Below are 18,344 nucleotides of genomic sequence, written 5' to 3'. Positions count from 1 at the left end.
CCGGCGTCAGGCAGGAAAGGGCGGTGGCTCTGCCGCATGGGGGGCCTTTGCGTGGTGCGCGGCATGCCCGTGGTCGGCGGAGTACTTTTCGAATACCTGGGTGATGAACGACAGCGCCGCGTCGTTGCCGATGTCCTTGACCAGCAGGTCGATGGCGATGATAGCCAGTTCTTCCGGGTTGCCGGGGCTGTAGGAGCCCTGCGCCTGGTCCCACTTGGCCTTGATGTCAGCGTCTACGGTTACGTTGGCCATGAAATATCGTACTACCTGTGAGCGTTGGAAGAGCGCGAGCGGTACCGGTTCCCTGGTCGTCGCGGCCGCGGTGGTCTGCCTCACCGTGCACTACCAGTAAACCATTACCGGCGAAATTTGGCACTGCTACTTAGGCATAAGGCCGCTGGCATGCCAAACTTGGGCCTCTTTGACCGGCTGGAGACCCTTGTGCAGATCGATTTGAATGACCCGCAAGCCTTGACTCTGGACGCGGTGCGGGGGCTGATCGCCTCCGGCAACAACGCCGTGCATAACCAGTTGCGCGTCAGCAAGGCAGGCCAGGCCTGGCTTTCGACCAGCGCGGTGGGGGGCGTGGCCGTCGACGGCTTGGCCTTTCGCTTGGAAACCTGGGCGGCGGGGTCCGGTTGCGTTGGGCCGGTACCGGCTTGCGACGATGTCTGGGTGCAGCAGATTTTCAATGCGTTGAAAGATAATTGGCCCAAACCGTCGTCGGACTACATCGACGTCTACTGAGTATCTTCGTTAACATTCAGTCACGATTGCGCTGCCTCAAGGCCGGCGCGCTCGGGCAGACTGATGATCTTTTGCAACCCGAGGGGGCCTGCGCGGTCCCATGGGTTCTGACTTTTTTCAACAAGGAGGCTACATGTCTTGCGTACGCGCATCTTGGGTAACCCTGCTGGCTGCAGTGGTTTTGGCGGGCTGTTCGACATCGGGGTCGCCTGAAAAGGCGTCGGGTACTTCGGCTGCACCGGCTCCGGCCGTTGCCAATGACGGGCGCTGCAACGCCGACGGCGCGCAATATGCGATAGGCAAACCGGCTTCAGCAGCCCTGCTGGAAGACGCCCGCAAGCGCTCTGGCGCGCAAATCGCTCGCATCCTCAAGCCCACCGACGTGATGACCCTGGAATATCGTTCCGATCGGGTCAACCTCAACACCGATGACAAGGGCGTGGTCGATCGCGTCAACTGCGGTTGAGGTAAGCCCTGGCTAAACGCCAGGCATAAAAAAACCCGCCACCAGGGCGGGTTTTTTTTAGTTCAGCAGAGAATTACTCGCCGCGAACTTGAGCAGCTTGCATGCCCTTTTGGCCTTTCTCAGCCACGAACGAAACGGTCTGGCCTTCTTTCAGGCTTTTGAAACCGTCGGATTCGATAGCTTTGAAGTGTACGAACAGGTCGTCACCGCCACCTTGAGGAGTGATGAAGCCGAAGCCTTTCTCATCGTTGAACCATTTTACGGTGCCGGTCTGGCGATTAGACATGGTGTATCTCCAAGAAACATAATATTCAGTAGTGCTGTGCTGCTCAGGCCAACTGGGCACACGGAGACATCATAGTCTAAATGTTCGGCCCGGTAGCTGTTTAGATGTGCGATTAGTCCGGGTATTTTTGTCCGCTGCCGGTCATAAATCCGCTAAACCCCTTATTTCATTGGGTTTTGCCAGAAAAAATGGCGTGAAAAAAAAGCCGTAAAAAACTCGAAAATTTGTAGGAAATGGCATTTTTTCAGTGTGAGGGGGCGCCGGCGGGGTCGCTCGGCGCCTCAAAAGGTCTATTTCTTGGTGCGGCAACCCTGGGCTGCGTCCATCATTTTCTTCTGCAGGGCAGGGTCCACCCCCTGGTCGGAATTGGCTACAGACTTAAGTTCATCAGAGCTCATTTTCGAGCTGATGGCTTTTTCACTGCATTCGCAATGGGTCTTGGCGGCCGCCGCACCCACGCGTTCCCCGGCCGCGCTTTCGCACTGGCTGAGGAATGAGGCCTTGGCGCCCGCAGGCCACTCACCGGCGTGGGCGCTGATAGGCAGGGCGAAGGCCAGGCAGGCGGCGAGGGGGAAGAGAGACTGGAAACGCATAGCGAGGTGCTCCTTTGTGGAAGAAGTAACTTACTTTACATAGGAGCCAGAAATGTAAGTGCAAGTTCCTCAGCCGTTTCCTACCGCCGGCGGCGCCTGCGGGCAAGGTTTTTTAGCGTTTATCTGTGCTAGGATGTGCGGCCTTGATGGTGTCTGGTCGCTGCTTTGGCAACCGCAACATCGGGTTTTCTTTATTACTATCCAGTCACTCTGGTTCGGTTACCGGTTGGCCTAATAGGCTCCTGCCGTTGTAAGGCAGGCGTTCGCATGCGAACGGCCTGGTACGAATCGCGTACTGGCTCATCCCAACCCACGTGACCTTTGGTAGGGGTCACCACTAGGAGAGGAGGCGCCATGCCAACTATTACTCTTCCCGACGGCAGTCAGCGTTCGTTCGATCATGCGGTATCGGTAGCCGATGTCGCCGCATCCATTGGTGCAGGCCTGGCAAAAGCCACCGTGGCCGGCAAGGTCAATGGCCAGTTGGTCGACGCCAGCGACATGATCACCAGCGACGCCACCTTGCAGATCATCACCCCCAAAGACGAAGAAGGGCTGGAAATCATCCGCCACTCTTGCGCGCACCTGGTGGGTCATGCGGTCAAGCAGCTGTACCCGACGGCGAAAATGGTGATCGGCCCGGTCATCGAAGAAGGCTTTTATTACGATATCGCGTTCGAGCGCCCGTTCACCCCGGACGACATGGCTGCCATCGAAGCGCGCATGCAGCAACTGATCGACACCGAGTACGACGTGATCAAGAAAGTCACGCCGCGTGCCGAAGTGATCGAGGTGTTCAAGGCCCGTGGCGAGGAATACAAGCTGCGCCTGGTCGAGGACATGCCCGATGAACAGGCCATGGGCCTGTACTATCACGAAGAATACGTCGACATGTGCCGCGGTCCGCACGTGCCGAACACCCGCTTCCTGAAGTCGTTCAAACTGACCAAGCTGTCGGGCGCCTACTGGCGTGGCGATGCCAAGAACGAGCAATTGCAGCGCGTGTATGGCACGGCCTGGGCTGACAAGAAGCAGCTGGCAGCCTACGTCAAGCGCATCGAAGAGGCCGAAAAACGCGACCATCGCAAGATCGGCAAGCGCCTGGGCCTGTTCCACCTTCAGGAAGAAGCGCCGGGCATGGTGTTCTGGCACCCCAACGGCTGGACCACCTACCAGGTGCTCGAGCAGTACATGCGCAAGTTGCAGCGCGACAACGGCTACCTTGAGATAAAGACGCCGCAAGTGGTTGACCGCAGCCTGTGGGAAAAATCCGGGCACTGGGCCAACTACGCCGAGAACATGTTCACCACCGAGTCGGAAAGCCGCGACTACGCCATCAAACCGATGAACTGCCCGTGCCACGTACAGGTGTTCAACCAGGGCCTGAAGAGCTACCGCGAGCTGCCGATGCGCCTGGCCGAGTTCGGCGCGTGCCATCGCAACGAGCCTTCGGGCGCGCTGCACGGCATCATGCGCGTGCGTGGCTTCGTTCAGGACGACGCGCACATCTTCTGCACCGAAGAGCAGATGCAATCCGAATCGGCTGATTTCATCAAGCTGACCATGGACGTGTATTCGGACTTCGGCTTCAAGGATATTCAACTTAAACTGTCAACTCGTCCGGAAAAGCGTGTAGGTTCCGACGAATTGTGGGATCGTGCCGAGGCTGCGCTAGCCGCTGCTTTGGATAATGCAGGTCTTGCGTATGACCTGCAGCCGGGCGAAGGCGCCTTCTACGGTCCGAAAATCGAATTTTCCCTGAAGGACTGCCTGGGTCGCGTCTGGCAGTGCGGTACGCTGCAACTCGATTTCAACCTGCCGATCCGTCTGGGTGCCGAGTACGTCACCGAAGACAACGGCCGTAAACATCCGGTCATGCTTCACCGCGCAATTCTCGGCTCGTTCGAGCGTTTTATCGGTATCCTGATCGAGCACTACGAAGGTGCATTCCCTGCCTGGCTCGCGCCAACGCAGGCAGTGGTCATGAATATCACTGATAAACAAGCAGAATTTGCCCTCGAAGTAGAAAAAAACCTGGCTCAGAGCGGATTTCGTGCCAAGTCTGACTTGAGAAATGAAAAGATCGGCTTTAAAATCCGCGAGCATACTTTGCTCAAGGTTCCTTATCTCCTCGTCATCGGAGATCGGGAAGTCGAAACGCAAACTGTCGCTGTGCGTACCCGTGAAGGCGCTGACCTGGGCTCCATGCCCGTCGCCCAATTCGCCGAGTTCCTTGCACAAGCGGTTTCCCGGCGTGGTCGCCATGATTCGGAGTAATTATTATTAAGCGTGAAATGAGACAAGATAAACGAGCTGCACCGAAGGCCCCGATCAACGAGAATATCTCGGCACGCGAGGTTCGGTTAATTGGCGCTGACGGCGAGCAGGTTGGCATCGTCTCGATTGATGAAGCGCTTCGTATCGCTGAAGAAGCGAAGCTGGACCTGGTGGAAATTTCCGCCGACGCAATCCCGCCAGTCTGTCGCGTGATGGACTACGGCAAGTCGATCTTCGAGAAGAAGAAGCAGGTTGCTGCGGCGAAGAAGAACCAGAAGCAGATCCAGGTCAAAGAAATCAAGTTTCGTCCAGGGACGGAGGAAGGGGATTACCAGGTAAAACTACGCAACCTGGTACGTTTCCTTAGTGATGGGGACAGGGCCAAGATCTCGTTGAGATTTCGCGGCCGTGAGATGGCGCATCAGGAGCTGGGGATGGAGCTTCTCAAGCGGGTCGAAGGTGACCTGCTCGAGTACGGCTCGGTCGAACAGCATCCTAAGATGGAAGGACGCCAGCTTATTATGGTCATCGCCCCCAAGAAAAAGAAATAACCACCAGGGCACGGCAGGCCTTGCGGTTATGTTTATCAACTGAATGCGGAGTATCCGAACATGCCAAAGATGAAGACTAAAAGTGGTGCTGCTAAGCGGTTTCTGAAAACTGCTAACGGTATCAAGCACAAACACGCTTTCAAGAGCCACATCCTGACCAAAATGTCGACCAAGCGTAAGCGTCAACTGCGCGGTAGCAGCTTGCTGCATCCGTCTGACGTGGCAAAAGTCGAGCGCATGCTGCGCCTTCGTTAATTTTTGGTTAAGACTAGAGGAGTTTACTCATGGCTCGTGTAAAGCGTGGCGTCATTGCCCGTAAGCGTCACAAAAAAATTCTGAAACTTGCTAAAGGTTACTACGGCGCACGCAGCCGCGTGTTCCGTGTTGCCAAGCAAGCGGTAATCAAGGCAGGCCAATACGCCTACCGTGACCGTCGTCAGAAAAAACGTCAGTTCCGCGCTCTGTGGATCGCTCGTATCAACGCCGGTGCACGTATTAACGGTCTGTCCTACAGCCGTTTCATCGCTGGCCTGAAAAAAGCGTCCATCGAGATCGACCGTAAGGTTCTGGCTGATCTGGCAGTGAACGAAAAAGCGGCGTTTGCTGCGATTGTCGAGAAAGCTAAAGCCACCTTGGCTTAAGTAACCCCCGACAATCACCCAAGGCCGTTTCGGCGGCCTTCGGTGTTAAACGTCTTAAACAGGGGAAGAGCCTTAAGCTCTTCCCCTGTTTTGTATCTGGAGTCTGTACATGGAAAACCTGGATGCGCTGGTCTCTCAAGCTTTGGAGGCCGTGCAAAACGCTGAAGACATCAATGCCCTGGAGCAGATCCGGGTTCACTACCTTGGCAAGAAAGGCGAGCTGACTCAGGTGATGAAGACCCTGGGCAACCTGCCGGCCGATGAACGCCCGAAAGTCGGTGCGTTGATCAACGAAGCCAAGGAACGTGTCACAGAAGTCCTGAATACGCGCAAGGCCGGCTTTGAAGAAGCTGAACTGACCGCCAAGCTCGCCGCCGAACAAATCGACGTGACCTTGCCGGGCCGTGGCCAGACCTCCGGTGGCCTGCACCCTGTCACTCGTACGCTTGAGCGTATCGAGCAGTTCTTCACCCACATTGGCTACGGCATCGCCGAAGGCCCAGAGGTTGAAGACGACTACCACAACTTCGAGGCGCTCAACATCCCAGGCCACCACCCGGCCCGGTCGATGCACGACACCTTCTATTTCAATGCGAACATGCTGTTGCGCACCCACACCTCGCCGGTGCAGGTCCGTACCATGGAATCTTCGCAGCCACCGATTCGCATTGTGTGCCCGGGCCGGGTATATCGCAGCGACTCGGATATCACCCACTCGCCGATGTTCCATCAGGTCGAGGGTCTGCTGATCGACCGCGATATCAACTTCGCGGACCTGAAAGGCACCATCGAGGAATTCCTGCGGGTGTTCTTCGAGAAAGAACTGGCGGTGCGTTTCCGCCCCTCCTACTTCCCCTTCACCGAGCCTTCGGCTGAAGTCGATATCCAGTGCGTGATGTGCAGTGGCAAAGGCTGCCGCGTCTGCAAGCAGACTGGCTGGCTGGAAGTCATGGGCTGCGGCATGGTGCACCCCAACGTGCTGCGCATGTCCGGTATCGACCCTGAAGAGTTCCAGGGCTTTGCATTTGGCATGGGCGCCGAGCGCCTGGCGATGCTGCGTTATGGCGTCAATGACTTGCGCCTGTTCTTCGACAACGACTTGCGCTTCCTCGCGCAATTTCGCTAAACGAATTATTAGGAGAGCAGGATGAAATTCAGTGAACAATGGCTGCGCGGCTGGGTAAGCCCGCAGGTTAGCCGCGATGAGCTGGTGGCTCGTCTGTCCATGGCCGGTTTGGAAGTGGACAGCGTCACCCCCGCGGCCGGTGTTTTCACAGGCGTCGTCGTCGGTGAAGTCATCAGCACCGAGCAACACCCCGATGCCGACAAGCTGCGCGTGTGCCAGGTCAGCAACGGCAGCGAGACCTTCCAGGTCGTCTGCGGCGCGCCCAACGTGCGCCCGGGCCTGAAAATTCCGTTCGCCATGATCGGTGCCCAGCTGCCAGGCGACTTCAAGATCAAGAAGGCCAAGCTGCGCGGCGTCGAGTCCAACGGCATGCTCTGCTCGCAGTCCGAGCTGCAAGTGGGCGAAGGCAACGACGGCTTGATGGAACTGCCGGCCGATGCGCCGGTGGGCGAAGACTTCCGTGTGTACCTGGAACTTGACGATGCCAGCATCGAGGTCGACCTGACCCCGAACCGCGGCGACTGCCTGTCCCTGGCCGGCCTTGCCCGTGAAGTGGGCGCCCTGTACAACGCCCCGGTCGCCCGCCCAACCGTGGCCAGCGTACCGGCCGTGAACGACGAAGTGCGCCCGGTCGACGTACTGGCCCCCAACGCTTGCCCACGTTACCTGGGCCGCGTAGTGCGCAACGTCGACGTGAGCAAGCCGACCCCGCTGTGGATGGTCGAGCGCCTGCGCCGCGCCGATGTGCGCAGCATCGACGCCATCGTCGACATCACCAACTACGTGATGCTGGAACTTGGGCAACCGCTGCACGCCTTCGACCTGGCTGAAATCAACGGCGGCATCCGCGTGCGCATGGCCGAGGAGGGCGAGAAACTGGTCCTGCTGGACGGCCAGGAAGTCACCCTGCGTGCCGACACCCTGGTCATCGCCGACCACTCCCGTGCACTGGCCATTGCCGGCGTCATGGGCGGCGAGCACAGCGGCGTTACCGCCAACACCCGCGACGTTTTTCTGGAAAGCGCCTTCTTCGACCAGATCGCCGTCGCTGGCAAGGCCCGCTCCTACGGCCTGCACACCGATGCCTCGCACCGTTACGAGCGTGGCGTGGACTGGCAATTGGCCCGTGAAGCCATGGAGCGCGCCACCGGCCTGCTGCTGGACATCACCGGCGGCGAGCCAGGCCCGATCATCGAGACCGTCAGCGAGCAGTACCTGCCGTCGATCGCGCCGATCACCCTGCGTGCCGAGCGTGTTTCGCAGATGCTGGGCATGGACATGGACAGCGTCGAAATCGAGCGCCTGCTGTCTGCACTGGGCCTGGGCATCACCGCCCAAGGGGCAGGGCAGTGGCACGTCGAAGTGCCAAGCCACCGCTTCGACATCAGCCTGGAAGTCGACCTGATCGAAGAGCTGGCCCGCCTGTACGGCTACAACCGCCTGCCGGTCCGCTACCCGCAAGCCCGCTTGGCCCCACAGGCCAAGGCCGAGGCGCGCAGTGACCTGCCGGAGCTGCGTCGCCTGCTGGTCGCCCGCGGCTACCAGGAAGCGATCACCTATAGCTTCATCGACCCGAAGATGTTCGAGCTGTTCAGCCCAGGCGTAGAACCGCTGCTGCTGGCCAACCCGATCTCTGCCGACATGGCCGCCATGCGCGCCTCGTTGTGGCCGGGCCTGGTCAAGTCGCTGCAGCACAACCTGAACCGCCAGCAAGACCGCGTGCGCCTGTTCGAAAGTGGCCTGCGCTTCATCGGCCAGTTGGAAGGCCTGAAGCAAGAGCCGATGCTGGCCGGCGTGGTGTGCGGTAGCCGCCTGCCAGAAGGCTGGGCACAGGGCCGCGATACCGTGGACTTCTTCGACGTGAAAGCCGACGTCGAAGCGGTACTGGGTTTCGCCGGTGCACTGGGTTCGTTCACCTTCGCCCCCGGCAAGCACCCAGCGTTGCACCCAGGGCAAACCGCGCGCATCGAGCGCGACGGTCGCGAAGTTGGCTACCTGGGCGCCTTGCACCCAGAGCTGGTCAAGCAGTTGGGCCTGGACCGTCCGGTGTTCGTCTTCGAGCTGGTATTGGCCGAAGTCGCCCTGGGCAAACTGCCTAAATTCCAGGAACTGTCGCGCTTCCCGGAAGTGCGCCGTGACCTGGCTTTAGTGGCCGATCGTGAAGTGGCTTCGAGCGCCGTACTCCAGGTAATCCGTGAAAATGCAGGGGAATGGCTCACAGACCTCAGCCTATTTGACGTTTACCAGGGTAAAGGCATTGATCCGCATAGAAAAAGCCTTGCAGTTGGCTTGACCTGGCAGCATCCATCGCGCACTCTTAATGACGATGAGGTGAATTCCACAACGCAAGCTATCCTCACCTCGCTCGAACAAAGGTTGAACGCCACGTTAAGGAAGTAGCGCATGGGGGCTCTGACGAAAGCTGAAATGGCGGAACGTCTTTATGAAGAGCTGGGCCTGAATAAACGGGAGGCCAAGGAATTGGTCGAACTGTTTTTCGAGGAAATCAGGCACGCTCTCGAAGACAACGAGCAGGTCAAATTGTCCGGTTTCGGCAATTTTGACCTGCGGGACAAACGCCAGCGGCCTGGCCGCAATCCAAAAACGGGAGAAGAAATCCCGATCACGGCTCGCCGTGTGGTCACCTTTCGTCCAGGGCAGAAGTTGAAGGCCCGAGTTGAGGCATATGCTGGAACCAAGTCATAACGACGAGCTTCCGCCGATTCCTGGCAAACGCTACTTCACCATCGGTGAGGTCAGTGAACTTTGCGCTGTAAAACCCCACGTACTGCGGTACTGGGAACAGGAATTTCCCCAGCTCAACCCGGTCAAGCGCCGCGGAAACAGGCGGTATTATCAGCGCCAAGACGTGCTGATGATCCGCCAGATCCGCGCGCTGCTGTACGACCAGGGCTTCACCATCGGCGGCGCACGCTTGCGCCTGTCGGGTGACGAGGCCAAAGACGACACCACGCAATACAAACAGCTCATCCGCCAGATGATTTCGGAGCTGGAGGATGTGCTGGTGGTGCTCAAGAAGTAGGCAACGCAGGCACAAAAAAATCTGCGGGAAAATACTTCCACAATTCAAAAGCTTAAGGTATATTCTTAAGCGTTCCCTGAGGTTAGGGAGCAAGTTACACGCCTAGTCGGGGCGTAGCGCAGTCCGGTAGCGCACTAGCATGGGGTGCTAGGGGTCGAGTGTTCGAATCACTCCGTCCCGACCATATTTTGATAAGGGGATCAGTCACTTACGGTGCTGATCCCCTTTGTCGTTTCTGGCTTGCGCAAAACCCGCGCAAAACTGGCGCAAAACGAACGGGAAAACTTCGTCCTACCGGAGGGCTGCATGGTCAACGTGGAGTTCAGCGAAAAGCACGACGAGCGATTCGAAAAGCACTTTTCGTCACAGATGGATGACATAACGCTCATCTTAAAATGCCACTTATTGCTTGAAGAGATGCTTCGCGATTTTTGCTCAGAGATGGTTCCCCAGTCCCAGTTTTTGAAAGACTCGCGTTTTACATTTGCGCAGATTTTGGACCTATCCCGAGCCTTGTATCCGGCGGACATAAAGCTCGGAAGCATGGCGGAACTGTGGTCAGTCTGCGAAAAGATCAATCGAATCCGCAACATGATGGCCCATGCGCTTGATCCGGACTCCTCCAAACTAGAAAGTCACAAGGCCAGCATCATTGAAGCCATCAGGCTGCGGGGGGAGGGGAACACCTCTTCCTTGGAGTTCGCGGGATGCCTCACATACGTCTTGGGTGCGTTTAGCCTCATCCTGCAGGTGGGTGTTACGCACAAAAATGGCGAAGACTTTCGGCATATCCCCAGGAAGTAGCTATGAACCTCTGCCTTCACTGATATCTAGATCAGGCACAGCGTCTGACCAGATTACATTCGCGTGATCCTTCAGATAGTTTTTCGTCATCTCCTCGCTGGCGTGCCCGGCGATCTTCTGCCCGTCTTTTCCGGCTTTCTTATACAGGAATAGCGAAAGCGCCCTGACTTCGAGCCCGGCATCTCTTCTTCCTTCCAGGCCTTGTAACAGTCCGCCGCCTCTCTGGCCTCCTTGAATGCTCTGGTCAAATACCGCTCCTCAATCTTGGTCCAGTGCTCTTTCGTTTCGGCCTGCTTCTGCTTTTTCCGCTCCGGCCGGCGGTGAATCAGGAACGGTGACACGACATTGTCGCGGCACCTGCTGATCACCCGCTGAAGTTCGTCTGTTACCTTGAATCTGACCCAGGCGGCATCGCTGGCTTTTGCCGTCTTCTGCTGGACGACATAGAGGTAACCGTCGCGCTGGTCCTCGAATTTCATGGCGAGGATATCGGTTCGTCGCTGGGCGGTGATAAGGGCGAAGTCGATTGCGTTCTGCAGCCAAATCGGCGACTTCTCGCGGATAGCCTTCAGCCCTTCGACGGTGTGGCGCTTTCGTGTCTTTATCTCGATGCGGTTGATGGTGCTCGCCGCAGGGTTGTCCGGGCACAACCCCTTTGACGCCGCGTGATTGAAGATATCGATCAGCAGCGCCCGGCATTGGTTTGCCGTGCGCGGCGTCAGTGAGTCCAGCATCTCCGCGACCATCCGAATGGTGATCTGGTCCACGGCCTTGCCCTCGAACGCCTTACGGAAGCGCCGGAAGTGTACGGCGTACAGCCCCAAGGTGCCCTTCGCCAGCTCGCGCTCGGGTAGGATCTTGGATTCGTAAAGGTCTAGGAAGGCCGTAAACAGGTCGGAAGTCTCGCCCAGTACGGCACCGACCAGGTCGGCACCCTTGAGGAACGCCAGGTTCAGCTGCTTCGCGGCATCTATAGCCTTGAGCCGGTCAGTGCAAAACTGGAACCACTTGCCATCCGTGGGGCGCCGGTACCGGTAAGTGCCCCGGCGCTCATCGACGTACAGGTTCTGGGGAAGGCCCCGATTTGATTTGTTGCGTGGGCGCGGCGCCATTACGCGGCTCCTTTCAATACCATCGCGACCAGGTCGTTACCGTCAGATTTCGTGAAGGCCGCCCAGTCAACGTACCAGAGCTTGCCGATTTGTTCGCCTGGGATCAGGCCGTTACGGATGTGGTTGCGGATGGCTTGCGAGCACTGCGGGGTGCCATTTGGGCCCCAGCGCCGCCGGCGGAACTCGCTGATCTTGATCAGTTCTCGCTTCATGGATACCTCTGGGTGGCCGCCCTATGGCGGCGGAAGGGATTAATCGACTTGGTAGTAGACGTAGCAGTCCACGCCCTGGTCCTGCAGTGACTTGTGCATGGCGCGTACGCCGGCGGCGCGCTGATTGCCTTGGCCGGGGAATGGGGTGTCGAGGTGCAGCCCGCGCGGGTGCCTGGTACTGGCTTTCGTCAGGTAGCCCGGCAGGCCGATCACCGCGGACTCGCGCATATCTCGCATGCGGATGACGACCCGGTCGAGGTTGGCGCTGCCGCCGTCATTGGGGCAGGCAGCCGCCGCATCCAGGCCGGCCTGGGCCGCGGTCTTGATCTGTGCCGGCAGGGCGGCAAGCTGTTCTTTGGTCATAACGATTCCTTCCCGCCGAACCCCGGCAGGCTAGATGGATGATTGGTCGGAACGTTGCGTTGAGGCCCGTGACGGCCGAAAATGCTCGGTCAGGATTTATTGATCAAGGAAGAAGGGTATGAAGACTGTGATCTGGCTGCTTGTAGCAGCCGCTGTAGCATGGAAGTTTTTCCCTCACGTCGAGGAGTGGCTGAGTGCAAGGCAATCGGTTCAACCTGTTCAAGAATCCATTTCGGTGTCGTCTGCAATCCCTCCTGCTGACAGCGCTCCGTTCAGTTGTGATGGGCGGCAGTACTGCTCTCAGATGACTTCATGCGCCGAAGCTAAAGCTTTTCTTCGTAACTGCCCAGGTATGAAAATGGATGGCGACAACGACGGCATTCCTTGCGAAACGCAGTGGTGTCGGTGATACGCCGAACCCCCGCAGGCAGTAGAGATTGATTCGTATATGAGGCTCGGTCTCTAGGGCCGACACCACTTGAACGTCTGGCGCCCAGGCGGGAAGAAGAGGTGGCGCATGTTCGCGACATTCACGATGTCGCGGTCGGCCGGGTACACCTCGAAGGCATCCCGGTCGCCGCGGCCGCACTCGCGCTTGAGCTGCATTAGCTCGTCCCAGGTCAACTGGTCGACCCAGCTATCCCCGTTGTACGTGGTGCGGCTGACGCTCATGCGCTCGTAGCCTTCGGTCTCCGTATGGATCTGGACCAGGAAGCTGCGGGCGCGCCAAACCTCAATGATGGTCGGCGGCTGGAATCCGGGCCATTCGTGACGGTGGACCTTCACCAGCGCGCTGGGCTGGCGAGCATTCTCTTTTTCAAGCAGGCGGCGCTGGATTCGGCTGGTCATGGCGTCACCCGCCGGGCCCACCAGCACACAAGGCCATCGTCCGTATCGCAGATCGAGAGGATGAACCAACCATCACCATCCGGTTTGGCCGGATCCCAGTAGCTGCAATCCGGGTCATGCGACTCAAAGTAGCGATCGGCGATCGCGTCTTCGGAGTATTCGGGGCGGGCTGTTTTAACCTCCAGGCCTTGGTGTGCGAGCCACTGTTTGCGCTCTTCTTCCTCGCCCTCTTCAAACCCTGGAAGGTCTGGGTGCCAGAACATGCCGTATTCATCGCGAACGACCGGGACGGCCTGGATCAGGTTTATCGTTTCCATGGGCAATACCTCGCCACACCGCTACAGCGGATGACTTAAATATAGCTGGATTGAGCAGCTTTTATGAAGTTAGGAGGGTAGCGGTCGCGTTGTTTTTTAATGGTGGTTAGTTGTTTCGAAAAAAATAGCTATGCACTTATGGTGATGGCCATTTTTTTTGTGGGGGGTTAGCTTTTAGCTTAGATTAGATTCTTGCAATGCTTGTCGCACCATACGTTAAAGCCAAGCTTTGCCCCAATAATTAAAAAATTTGCAGGTACGGGTGCTAAGGCGGCTGCCTCATCCAGCAAGGCGAAAATCTTTGCTTTGTTTTGGCAGACAACATTTGTGCCAGTGCCAGCAGGTGCTATAGTGCCGGCGCGCTCTATGTCTTGTTCGTAAATCTCTGCAGAGGTACTCATATTTGCTCTCCTTTAATTTGTTTTTTGTCTGAAGTTTGCTTTGCCAGTTTTCAGTATTGCGTACTTCTGCTAGTTGGCGGGTCGGGTTGATTTTCCAAACCCGACTTGCAAGAAGCACATGAATAGTAGCTTTTTCTCGTAAGGATAAAAGTTGAAAAAGAAATAGGTTTAATTTTATTGCGTTATAATAGTTCCGGTTTTTTAGATGAAAGGGTTAAGCATTTCGGAAAGCGGTATGCGTTGTTAATCACTACCGGGCGGCTAGAGATTGGCAATTCAGCGTGATCTACTTTTTATTACTTCCGATCTATGCAGCTTCCGAGCTTCCGACTGATTCACTAAGGTTCGCCATGGATCGTTGGCCCTGGCCAGCGCAGCCATCGGCGGTGGGCTGACGCTGTTACCGCACATGTGCACCTGCTCGGTCTTCGTGAACTTCCGGCCGTCGGCGCCCTTGTCGATCTGGTAGCTGGCGGGGAAGCCCTGTGCCTTGTAGAGCTCATGGGGCTGCAGCATCCGTAGGCAGATATCGACAATGACGTAGGGCGTGCCCTTGATGTGCACGGTGACCAGGGCCAAGCGGTCCTTGGTGGTCACTGTCGGCGCGGGCTGATTACAGCCGCTGGTGTTCTCGGTGCCGTAGTAGCTGACTAGGAATGCGGCAACGCGCAGGGCGCCCTCCTCGTGCTCGGGTGACAGCGTGTACTCGACCAGGGCGTGGTGCTCGGCGCCGGCGGTCATCGTTGGCACAGGTTCATCCATGGGGCGCCCGATGCAGTTCTTGTGCAGCGTGGCCAGGCTGGCGCTCACCAACTGCTGCTGGCTGCCCGTGTTGGTCACCGTTGTTATCGGGTCGTCCATGGGCTTGGCGTCGGTGGTGTTGAAGCCACCGTTCATTTGCGCCATGTAGGCGGTGCAAATACCCATCGCGTGAGCGGCACCGGCCGGGCGCTGGTAGTTGCCGCCACTGGTGATGGTAGACATCGGCTCATCTAAGGCCTTGCCGGCATCATTGAACCTAAATTTGACCAGGTGCGCAGCGGCTAGCGCTCGGTGGCTCTGAGTCATAAGTGTTCCGACTGGCTGGTCGGCAGCTACAGGCTTGCCGGCGTACTGCGGCCCGCCGGCTCCCACCATTACTGGGCTGATCAGCGTCAGCTCGCCGCAGTTGGCGCAGGTTACGGTAGGCAATAGTTCGCCTGGATCGTTCACCCGGTCGCTGCCCTGGTGTGTGGCCGGGGCGATGACTGGGCTTGCCATGGCGAAGGAACCGCCGCGTGGCCAGGCCGTTACCGTGCGCAGAGGCTCATGCGCCGATTGGGCCAGCTCGCCCAGTCCAGTTCGCAATAGGCACGATGAAGGGGCTGGCGCTGTCGATCACGAACTTCTTCATGCCCTTGGCTACGCGCCTAAGGGTGGCCGGGGCCAAGTCCTTCTTACGGCCGAAGATGCTTTTGCTTGGCACGGTCCAGTCGATGCAGTCAGCTGCAGTGCGCCACTTCTGCTGGCCCTTGGCGGGCTGGCGGGCGTGGGTCGCTTCGGGCCATACGATGGGCTGGCCATCGCACCGGGCGATCATGAACAGGCGCTCGCGGCTGGTTGGCGCGCCGAAGTCACAGGCCTTGATAACGCGCCACTCCACCGCGTAGCCCATGCCTTCGAGCAGAGCAACGAAACGGCGCCAGGGAGTGCTGCGGCGCTTCGGGTCCGGCACCAAGAACTGCTGGCCGACTGGCACGATTTCGCCCGGGGCGGCGAACTGGCCGCCCAGCTTCATCACCCGCCCGGTTGCCTTGTCGCGCTTGGCGATCAACGGGCCCCATTGAAGTATCTGTTTCACGTTTTCTAGGCTGATCACCCGGGGCTTCTTCTTGCCGCCCCACTTTAGACCGATCCACGACAAGTTGCGGATCTCGCGCTTGCGCGGTTGGCCGCCGGCGGCCTGGCTGTGATGGGTGCAGTCGGGCGACATGTGAAACCAGCCCACGACGCGGCCGCCGCATTCCACGTCGGGGTCACCTCGAACACGTCAGTGGTGAAGTGACGCGCCGCCGGGTGGTTGGCGATGTGCATGCTTATCGCCGCGGCGCTGTGGTTCTTCGCGACGGCCACCGCGCGCCCTAGGCCCATCTCCAGTCCGGTACCGGCACCGCCACCACCGCAGAAGAAGTCGACCACGATCTCATCGTCTTGCGGGTCGAAGGCCAAGCCGTACTGAGTTTTGAAGTCGAGCGGATGTTTCTTCTGATGTGCAGACATGAGAAGTCCTCGCCGGTATAGTCCGGTGAAAATATGGAGGTGGTAGTTATGGCTTTGCCGAAATATGCAGCGAAATACAAACCTGAGCAGCTGGCTTATTACTCTTGTAAATCCAGAAAGTGCGGAGGTCGATCAATGCATGGCCTGGTATCTCAGAGCCCATGGGAATCGCAGGGCATATTGGTCGACACCGGCTTGTATGTCACTTGCCTGATATGCGAGACCAGACAGAAAGATTCCTATAATTGGTCGCACGTGTGAGAGTGAAGTCAAGCTGATCTGCTAGCCACCACAGTAGCCGGAGCCGCATTTGTCGATATGGAAGAGCTGCATCTGATCCCGGGCCCTGGGAGCTCCGGCCAACTTCACATGGAACGCCTCGGCGTTATATTAAGGCGCGAATTTAAGAGGGAATAGGGATGTCGATCTGTTTTGCGATCACTGACGCGGACTGGGCGCTTACAAAGGATGTGTTCAGCGTGATTGGTACAGTGGTGAGCTCGGTGGGCGTAGGAGTGGCGGGATGGGTAGGTTTCTCCGGTCTAGCGACATGGCGCAGGCAGAACAAAGGAACGGCAGATCACGACCTCTCAAGGCGGCGGCTCATAGATCTCTACCGGTTACGAGATGGCATCAGCCACGTTCGCAATCCAGTGATGCTAGGAAATGAGGGCGCCACTGGCGAAGATGAGGACCAGGACCTGAACTTTCAGCAGAAAAGGTACAGAAGCACAGTGCGCGCCTATCAGAGTCGCTTTGCGCCGATTGGCGAGGTGCGGGCACGCATCAGCACCTCACTGTTGGAAAGCGAAGCAGTTTGGGATAAGGAGTTGAAATCTCGCTTCGATCCAATCTTTCATCTCCAACATGAGCTTTGGATCAAAGTCCACGCGTACCAGTTGAGAGCCAACAACCATCGCGCGATCTCAAAGGTGTATTGCACCTTACATATTCTCAGTATCGGCCTATTAAATGCAGTCAAAAATCACTTGGCCAATAAGTTGTCCGTCATTTCTTGCAATTTTCTTGAGGCAAGCTAGTACTCCAGTACCCACCAATGCAGGAGATGCTGAGATGTCGCTATTCAAATTGGCAATGAAGAGTCAATTTTTCATAACTGTAATAATACTCTTAATCGTTTCTCAGTCAGCCGTCGCCGATGAGTGCGACGCCGTACTAAAGCAAGCGTCTGTGAACTACATTCAGAAGTATGATATCGAAGACCAAAAAAGCTTCGCCTATCACCTGATGTGCAACCAGGCCGACACGCGAAAATCAGGATCCAGTAGCTTTGGTGTACAGGCAGTTGTTGAGGAAATACCAATCGGTATTAACTGGGGGGCTTCTGAGCAATCATCGCAAGTGACAAAGTGGTGTGAAGAAAACAGAAGTTATGCTTCAAGAACTGCCTTTTCAGCGAGGATAGAAAGAACGATATTTTCCCCTGCCGTGGAAACTTGGGGCAGTTGCATGGCCGCGAAAAACAAGGACTTGAGAATCACGGTCGAGTCGCTGTCGATGGAGCACGTTGCGGTGACCATGAAAAATCTAACGGAAAGGGCCATTTTTCAAGGAGTGGTAATCAATTCCGCAAACAAAGACTCAGTCAGTTGCTCTGGAGCCTTCGGAGATAAAATCTATCAACGAGTTGATTCAAAAACAGTCATAAAATTCAACGGCGGGCAATCGATCAGTCTTGACTGCACACGCAAACCCGTTTCAAACAAATTAATAGCTGCATCAGACAAGTACTACAATCAAGCGACCATCAATTTCAGAAACACCTTATCGCCATTCCACTACGCCTTTCCTGAGTTCAATCCGCCCGTGAAGCCAGTTACGTCGGACGAGCCTGAAAAAACAATCAAAATACTGGACGGTACGCTTTACAAATCAATAGCTCACTGGGCTGGCGAACATAAACACCAAGACTTCTTATGTCCTCAGCAAGCAGAGAACATGGAAGAGCTAATCATCTCGACACGCAGCGTTAATATTGGAAAAAATAGAGGTCAATGTTTGGGGGTCGCCACGAATGGTTCTTTCTGCGACAGTGCCAATGAGTCTTGCACCGAGGTTTATGTTGAGAAGGGGTGTCTGGTGAGTAAAAATTGGCTGGCGTGGTACAAGGATCGGCTTAAGGAGCAAAAACTGAACTATACAATGGATTCAGTTTGCTACGGAAAACACCTGTAACAACAGGCGAACCACAATACGGAAGTAGTGGCCTTTCCAATTTGCTGACTACAAGTGCCGGCGCAGCGCGGGTGCGTTAATGACCACTACCGTGCGCGCAT

At 57.0% G+C, this 18,344-nt stretch carries 22 protein-coding genes, 1 tRNA gene and 2 pseudogenes; 15 read left to right on the top strand and 10 right to left on the bottom strand.

Features of this window, described 5'->3' with window-relative positions; all coding sequences use genetic code 11:
* Nucleotides 1-6: 6 nt before the first annotated feature.
* On the bottom strand, nucleotides 7-252 hold the full coding sequence (locus L9B60_RS01805) for a hypothetical protein (protein ID WP_249675571.1): 246 nt from the start codon (nucleotides 250-252) through the stop codon (nucleotides 7-9).
* Between the two features lie 189 nt (nucleotides 253-441).
* On the opposite strand from L9B60_RS01805, the gene L9B60_RS01800 reads away from it, so the two are divergent.
* Together L9B60_RS01800 and L9B60_RS01795 are read left to right on the top strand one after the other, a co-directional pair.
* A complete protein-coding gene (locus L9B60_RS01800) occupies nucleotides 442-747 on the top strand; it encodes a hypothetical protein (RefSeq protein WP_249675569.1) in 306 nt (101 codons plus the stop codon).
* A gap of 133 nt (nucleotides 748-880) precedes the next feature.
* The gene (locus L9B60_RS01795) at nucleotides 881-1,213 is read left to right on the top strand and encodes an I78 family peptidase inhibitor (RefSeq protein ID WP_249675567.1); all 333 of its coding nucleotides are present in this window, start codon (nucleotides 881-883) and stop codon (nucleotides 1,211-1,213) included.
* A gap of 73 nt (nucleotides 1,214-1,286) precedes the next feature.
* Here L9B60_RS01795 and L9B60_RS01790 read toward each other — a convergent pair whose 3' ends face one another.
* Both L9B60_RS01790 and L9B60_RS01785 read right to left on the bottom strand, forming a co-directional pair.
* Nucleotides 1,287-1,499, bottom strand: a complete 213-nt coding sequence (locus L9B60_RS01790; RefSeq protein WP_003234260.1) for a cold-shock protein — start codon at nucleotides 1,497-1,499, stop codon at nucleotides 1,287-1,289.
* A gap of 290 nt (nucleotides 1,500-1,789) precedes the next feature.
* Nucleotides 1,790-2,092, bottom strand: coding sequence for a hypothetical protein (locus tag L9B60_RS01785; protein ID WP_249675564.1), 303 nt, complete (start codon nucleotides 2,090-2,092; stop codon nucleotides 1,790-1,792).
* Nucleotides 2,093-2,446: 354 nt separating this feature from the next.
* Here L9B60_RS01785 and thrS point away from each other — a divergent pair, with 354 nt between their 5' ends.
* The 10 genes from thrS to L9B60_RS01735 all read left to right on the top strand — a co-directional run bounded on the left by thrS (nucleotide 2,447) and on the right by L9B60_RS01735 (nucleotide 10,534).
* On the top strand, nucleotides 2,447-4,369 hold the full coding sequence (thrS, locus tag L9B60_RS01780) for a threonine--tRNA ligase (RefSeq protein WP_249675562.1): 1,923 nt from the start codon (nucleotides 2,447-2,449) through the stop codon (nucleotides 4,367-4,369).
* Complete coding sequence (gene infC / locus L9B60_RS01775; protein WP_249679637.1) at nucleotides 4,369-4,920, top strand: translation initiation factor IF-3; 552 nt, start codon at nucleotides 4,369-4,371, stop codon at nucleotides 4,918-4,920. The genes thrS and infC overlap by 1 nt, the downstream gene beginning before the upstream one ends.
* 60 nt (nucleotides 4,921-4,980) lie before the next feature.
* Nucleotides 4,981-5,175: a 50S ribosomal protein L35 gene (gene rpmI / locus L9B60_RS01770; RefSeq protein WP_002553160.1), complete on the top strand. Its 195-nt coding sequence runs from the start codon at nucleotides 4,981-4,983 to the stop codon at nucleotides 5,173-5,175.
* A 29-nt stretch (nucleotides 5,176-5,204) separates the two neighbouring features.
* Nucleotides 5,205-5,561, top strand: coding sequence for a 50S ribosomal protein L20 (gene rplT, locus L9B60_RS01765; protein ID WP_007905879.1), 357 nt, complete (start codon nucleotides 5,205-5,207; stop codon nucleotides 5,559-5,561).
* 109 nt (nucleotides 5,562-5,670) lie between these two features.
* Entirely contained in the window at nucleotides 5,671-6,687 is a 1,017-nt protein-coding gene (gene pheS / locus L9B60_RS01760) for a phenylalanine--tRNA ligase subunit alpha (protein ID WP_249675560.1), read from the top strand.
* A 21-nt stretch (nucleotides 6,688-6,708) separates the two neighbouring features.
* Complete coding sequence (gene pheT / locus L9B60_RS01755) at nucleotides 6,709-9,087, top strand: phenylalanine--tRNA ligase subunit beta (RefSeq protein ID WP_249675558.1); 2,379 nt, start codon at nucleotides 6,709-6,711, stop codon at nucleotides 9,085-9,087.
* Between the two features lie 3 nt (nucleotides 9,088-9,090).
* A complete protein-coding gene (gene ihfA, locus L9B60_RS01750; protein WP_002553164.1) occupies nucleotides 9,091-9,393 on the top strand; it encodes an integration host factor subunit alpha in 303 nt (100 codons plus the stop codon).
* On the top strand, nucleotides 9,374-9,730 hold the full coding sequence (locus tag L9B60_RS01745) for a MerR family transcriptional regulator (RefSeq protein ID WP_249675556.1): 357 nt from the start codon (nucleotides 9,374-9,376) through the stop codon (nucleotides 9,728-9,730). The genes ihfA and L9B60_RS01745 overlap by 20 nt, the downstream gene beginning before the upstream one ends.
* A 107-nt stretch (nucleotides 9,731-9,837) precedes the next feature.
* Nucleotides 9,838-9,914, top strand: a tRNA-Pro gene (locus L9B60_RS01740).
* 29 nt (nucleotides 9,915-9,943) lie between these two features.
* The gene (locus L9B60_RS01735; RefSeq protein WP_249675552.1) at nucleotides 9,944-10,534 is read left to right on the top strand and encodes a hypothetical protein; all 591 of its coding nucleotides are present in this window, start codon (nucleotides 9,944-9,946) and stop codon (nucleotides 10,532-10,534) included.
* Here L9B60_RS01735 and L9B60_RS01730 read toward each other — a convergent pair.
* The 3 genes and pseudogenes from L9B60_RS01730 to L9B60_RS01720 form a co-directional block, all read right to left on the bottom strand.
* Nucleotides 10,535-11,646 (bottom strand): annotated as a pseudogene (locus L9B60_RS01730) (phage integrase Arm DNA-binding domain-containing protein).
* Nucleotides 11,646-11,858: a hypothetical protein gene (locus L9B60_RS01725; RefSeq protein ID WP_249675549.1), complete on the bottom strand. Its 213-nt coding sequence runs from the start codon at nucleotides 11,856-11,858 to the stop codon at nucleotides 11,646-11,648. Before L9B60_RS01725 ends, L9B60_RS01730 begins: the two are co-directional and overlap by 1 nt.
* 39 nt (nucleotides 11,859-11,897) lie before the next feature.
* Complete coding sequence (locus L9B60_RS01720) at nucleotides 11,898-12,221, bottom strand: hypothetical protein (RefSeq protein ID WP_249675547.1); 324 nt, start codon at nucleotides 12,219-12,221, stop codon at nucleotides 11,898-11,900.
* Nucleotides 12,222-12,339: 118 nt separating this feature from the next.
* Here L9B60_RS01720 and L9B60_RS01715 point away from each other — a divergent pair, with 118 nt between their 5' ends.
* Nucleotides 12,340-12,630 (top strand): excalibur calcium-binding domain-containing protein, encoded by a 291-nt coding sequence (locus L9B60_RS01715; RefSeq protein ID WP_249675546.1) that lies wholly within the window; start codon nucleotides 12,340-12,342, stop codon nucleotides 12,628-12,630.
* A 53-nt stretch (nucleotides 12,631-12,683) separates the two neighbouring features.
* Here the strand turns inward: L9B60_RS01715 and L9B60_RS01710 are convergent, their stop codons facing one another.
* The 4 genes and pseudogenes from L9B60_RS01710 to L9B60_RS01695 all read right to left on the bottom strand — a co-directional run bounded on the left by L9B60_RS01710 (nucleotide 12,684) and on the right by L9B60_RS01695 (nucleotide 16,047).
* Entirely contained in the window at nucleotides 12,684-13,070 is a 387-nt protein-coding gene (locus L9B60_RS01710) for a DUF7694 domain-containing protein (RefSeq protein ID WP_249675543.1), read from the bottom strand.
* Nucleotides 13,067-13,387 (bottom strand): hypothetical protein, encoded by a 321-nt coding sequence (locus L9B60_RS01705; protein ID WP_438866049.1) that lies wholly within the window; start codon nucleotides 13,385-13,387, stop codon nucleotides 13,067-13,069. Before L9B60_RS01705 ends, L9B60_RS01710 begins: the two co-directional genes overlap by 4 nt.
* A gap of 179 nt (nucleotides 13,388-13,566) precedes the next feature.
* Nucleotides 13,567-13,788, bottom strand: coding sequence for a hypothetical protein (locus tag L9B60_RS01700; protein WP_249675539.1), 222 nt, complete (start codon nucleotides 13,786-13,788; stop codon nucleotides 13,567-13,569).
* Nucleotides 13,789-14,064: 276 nt separating this feature from the next.
* Nucleotides 14,065-16,047 (bottom strand): annotated as a pseudogene (locus tag L9B60_RS01695) (DNA cytosine methyltransferase).
* Nucleotides 16,048-16,466: 419 nt separating this feature from the next.
* On the opposite strand from L9B60_RS01695, the gene L9B60_RS01690 reads away from it, so the two are divergent.
* Complete coding sequence (locus L9B60_RS01690) at nucleotides 16,467-17,087, top strand: hypothetical protein (protein ID WP_249675537.1); 621 nt, start codon at nucleotides 16,467-16,469, stop codon at nucleotides 17,085-17,087.
* 34 nt (nucleotides 17,088-17,121) lie between these two features.
* Nucleotides 17,122-18,243 (top strand): hypothetical protein, encoded by a 1,122-nt coding sequence (locus tag L9B60_RS01685; protein WP_249675536.1) that lies wholly within the window; start codon nucleotides 17,122-17,124, stop codon nucleotides 18,241-18,243.
* Nucleotides 18,244-18,344 lie beyond the last annotated feature (101 nt).

This window comes from Pseudomonas abieticivorans, assembly GCF_023509015.1.
Classification (GTDB): domain Bacteria; phylum Pseudomonadota; class Gammaproteobacteria; order Pseudomonadales; family Pseudomonadaceae; genus Aquipseudomonas; species Aquipseudomonas abieticivorans.
The sequence above is the reverse complement of the archived record's forward strand: the minus strand, read 5'-3'. Positions and strand labels throughout refer to the sequence as shown.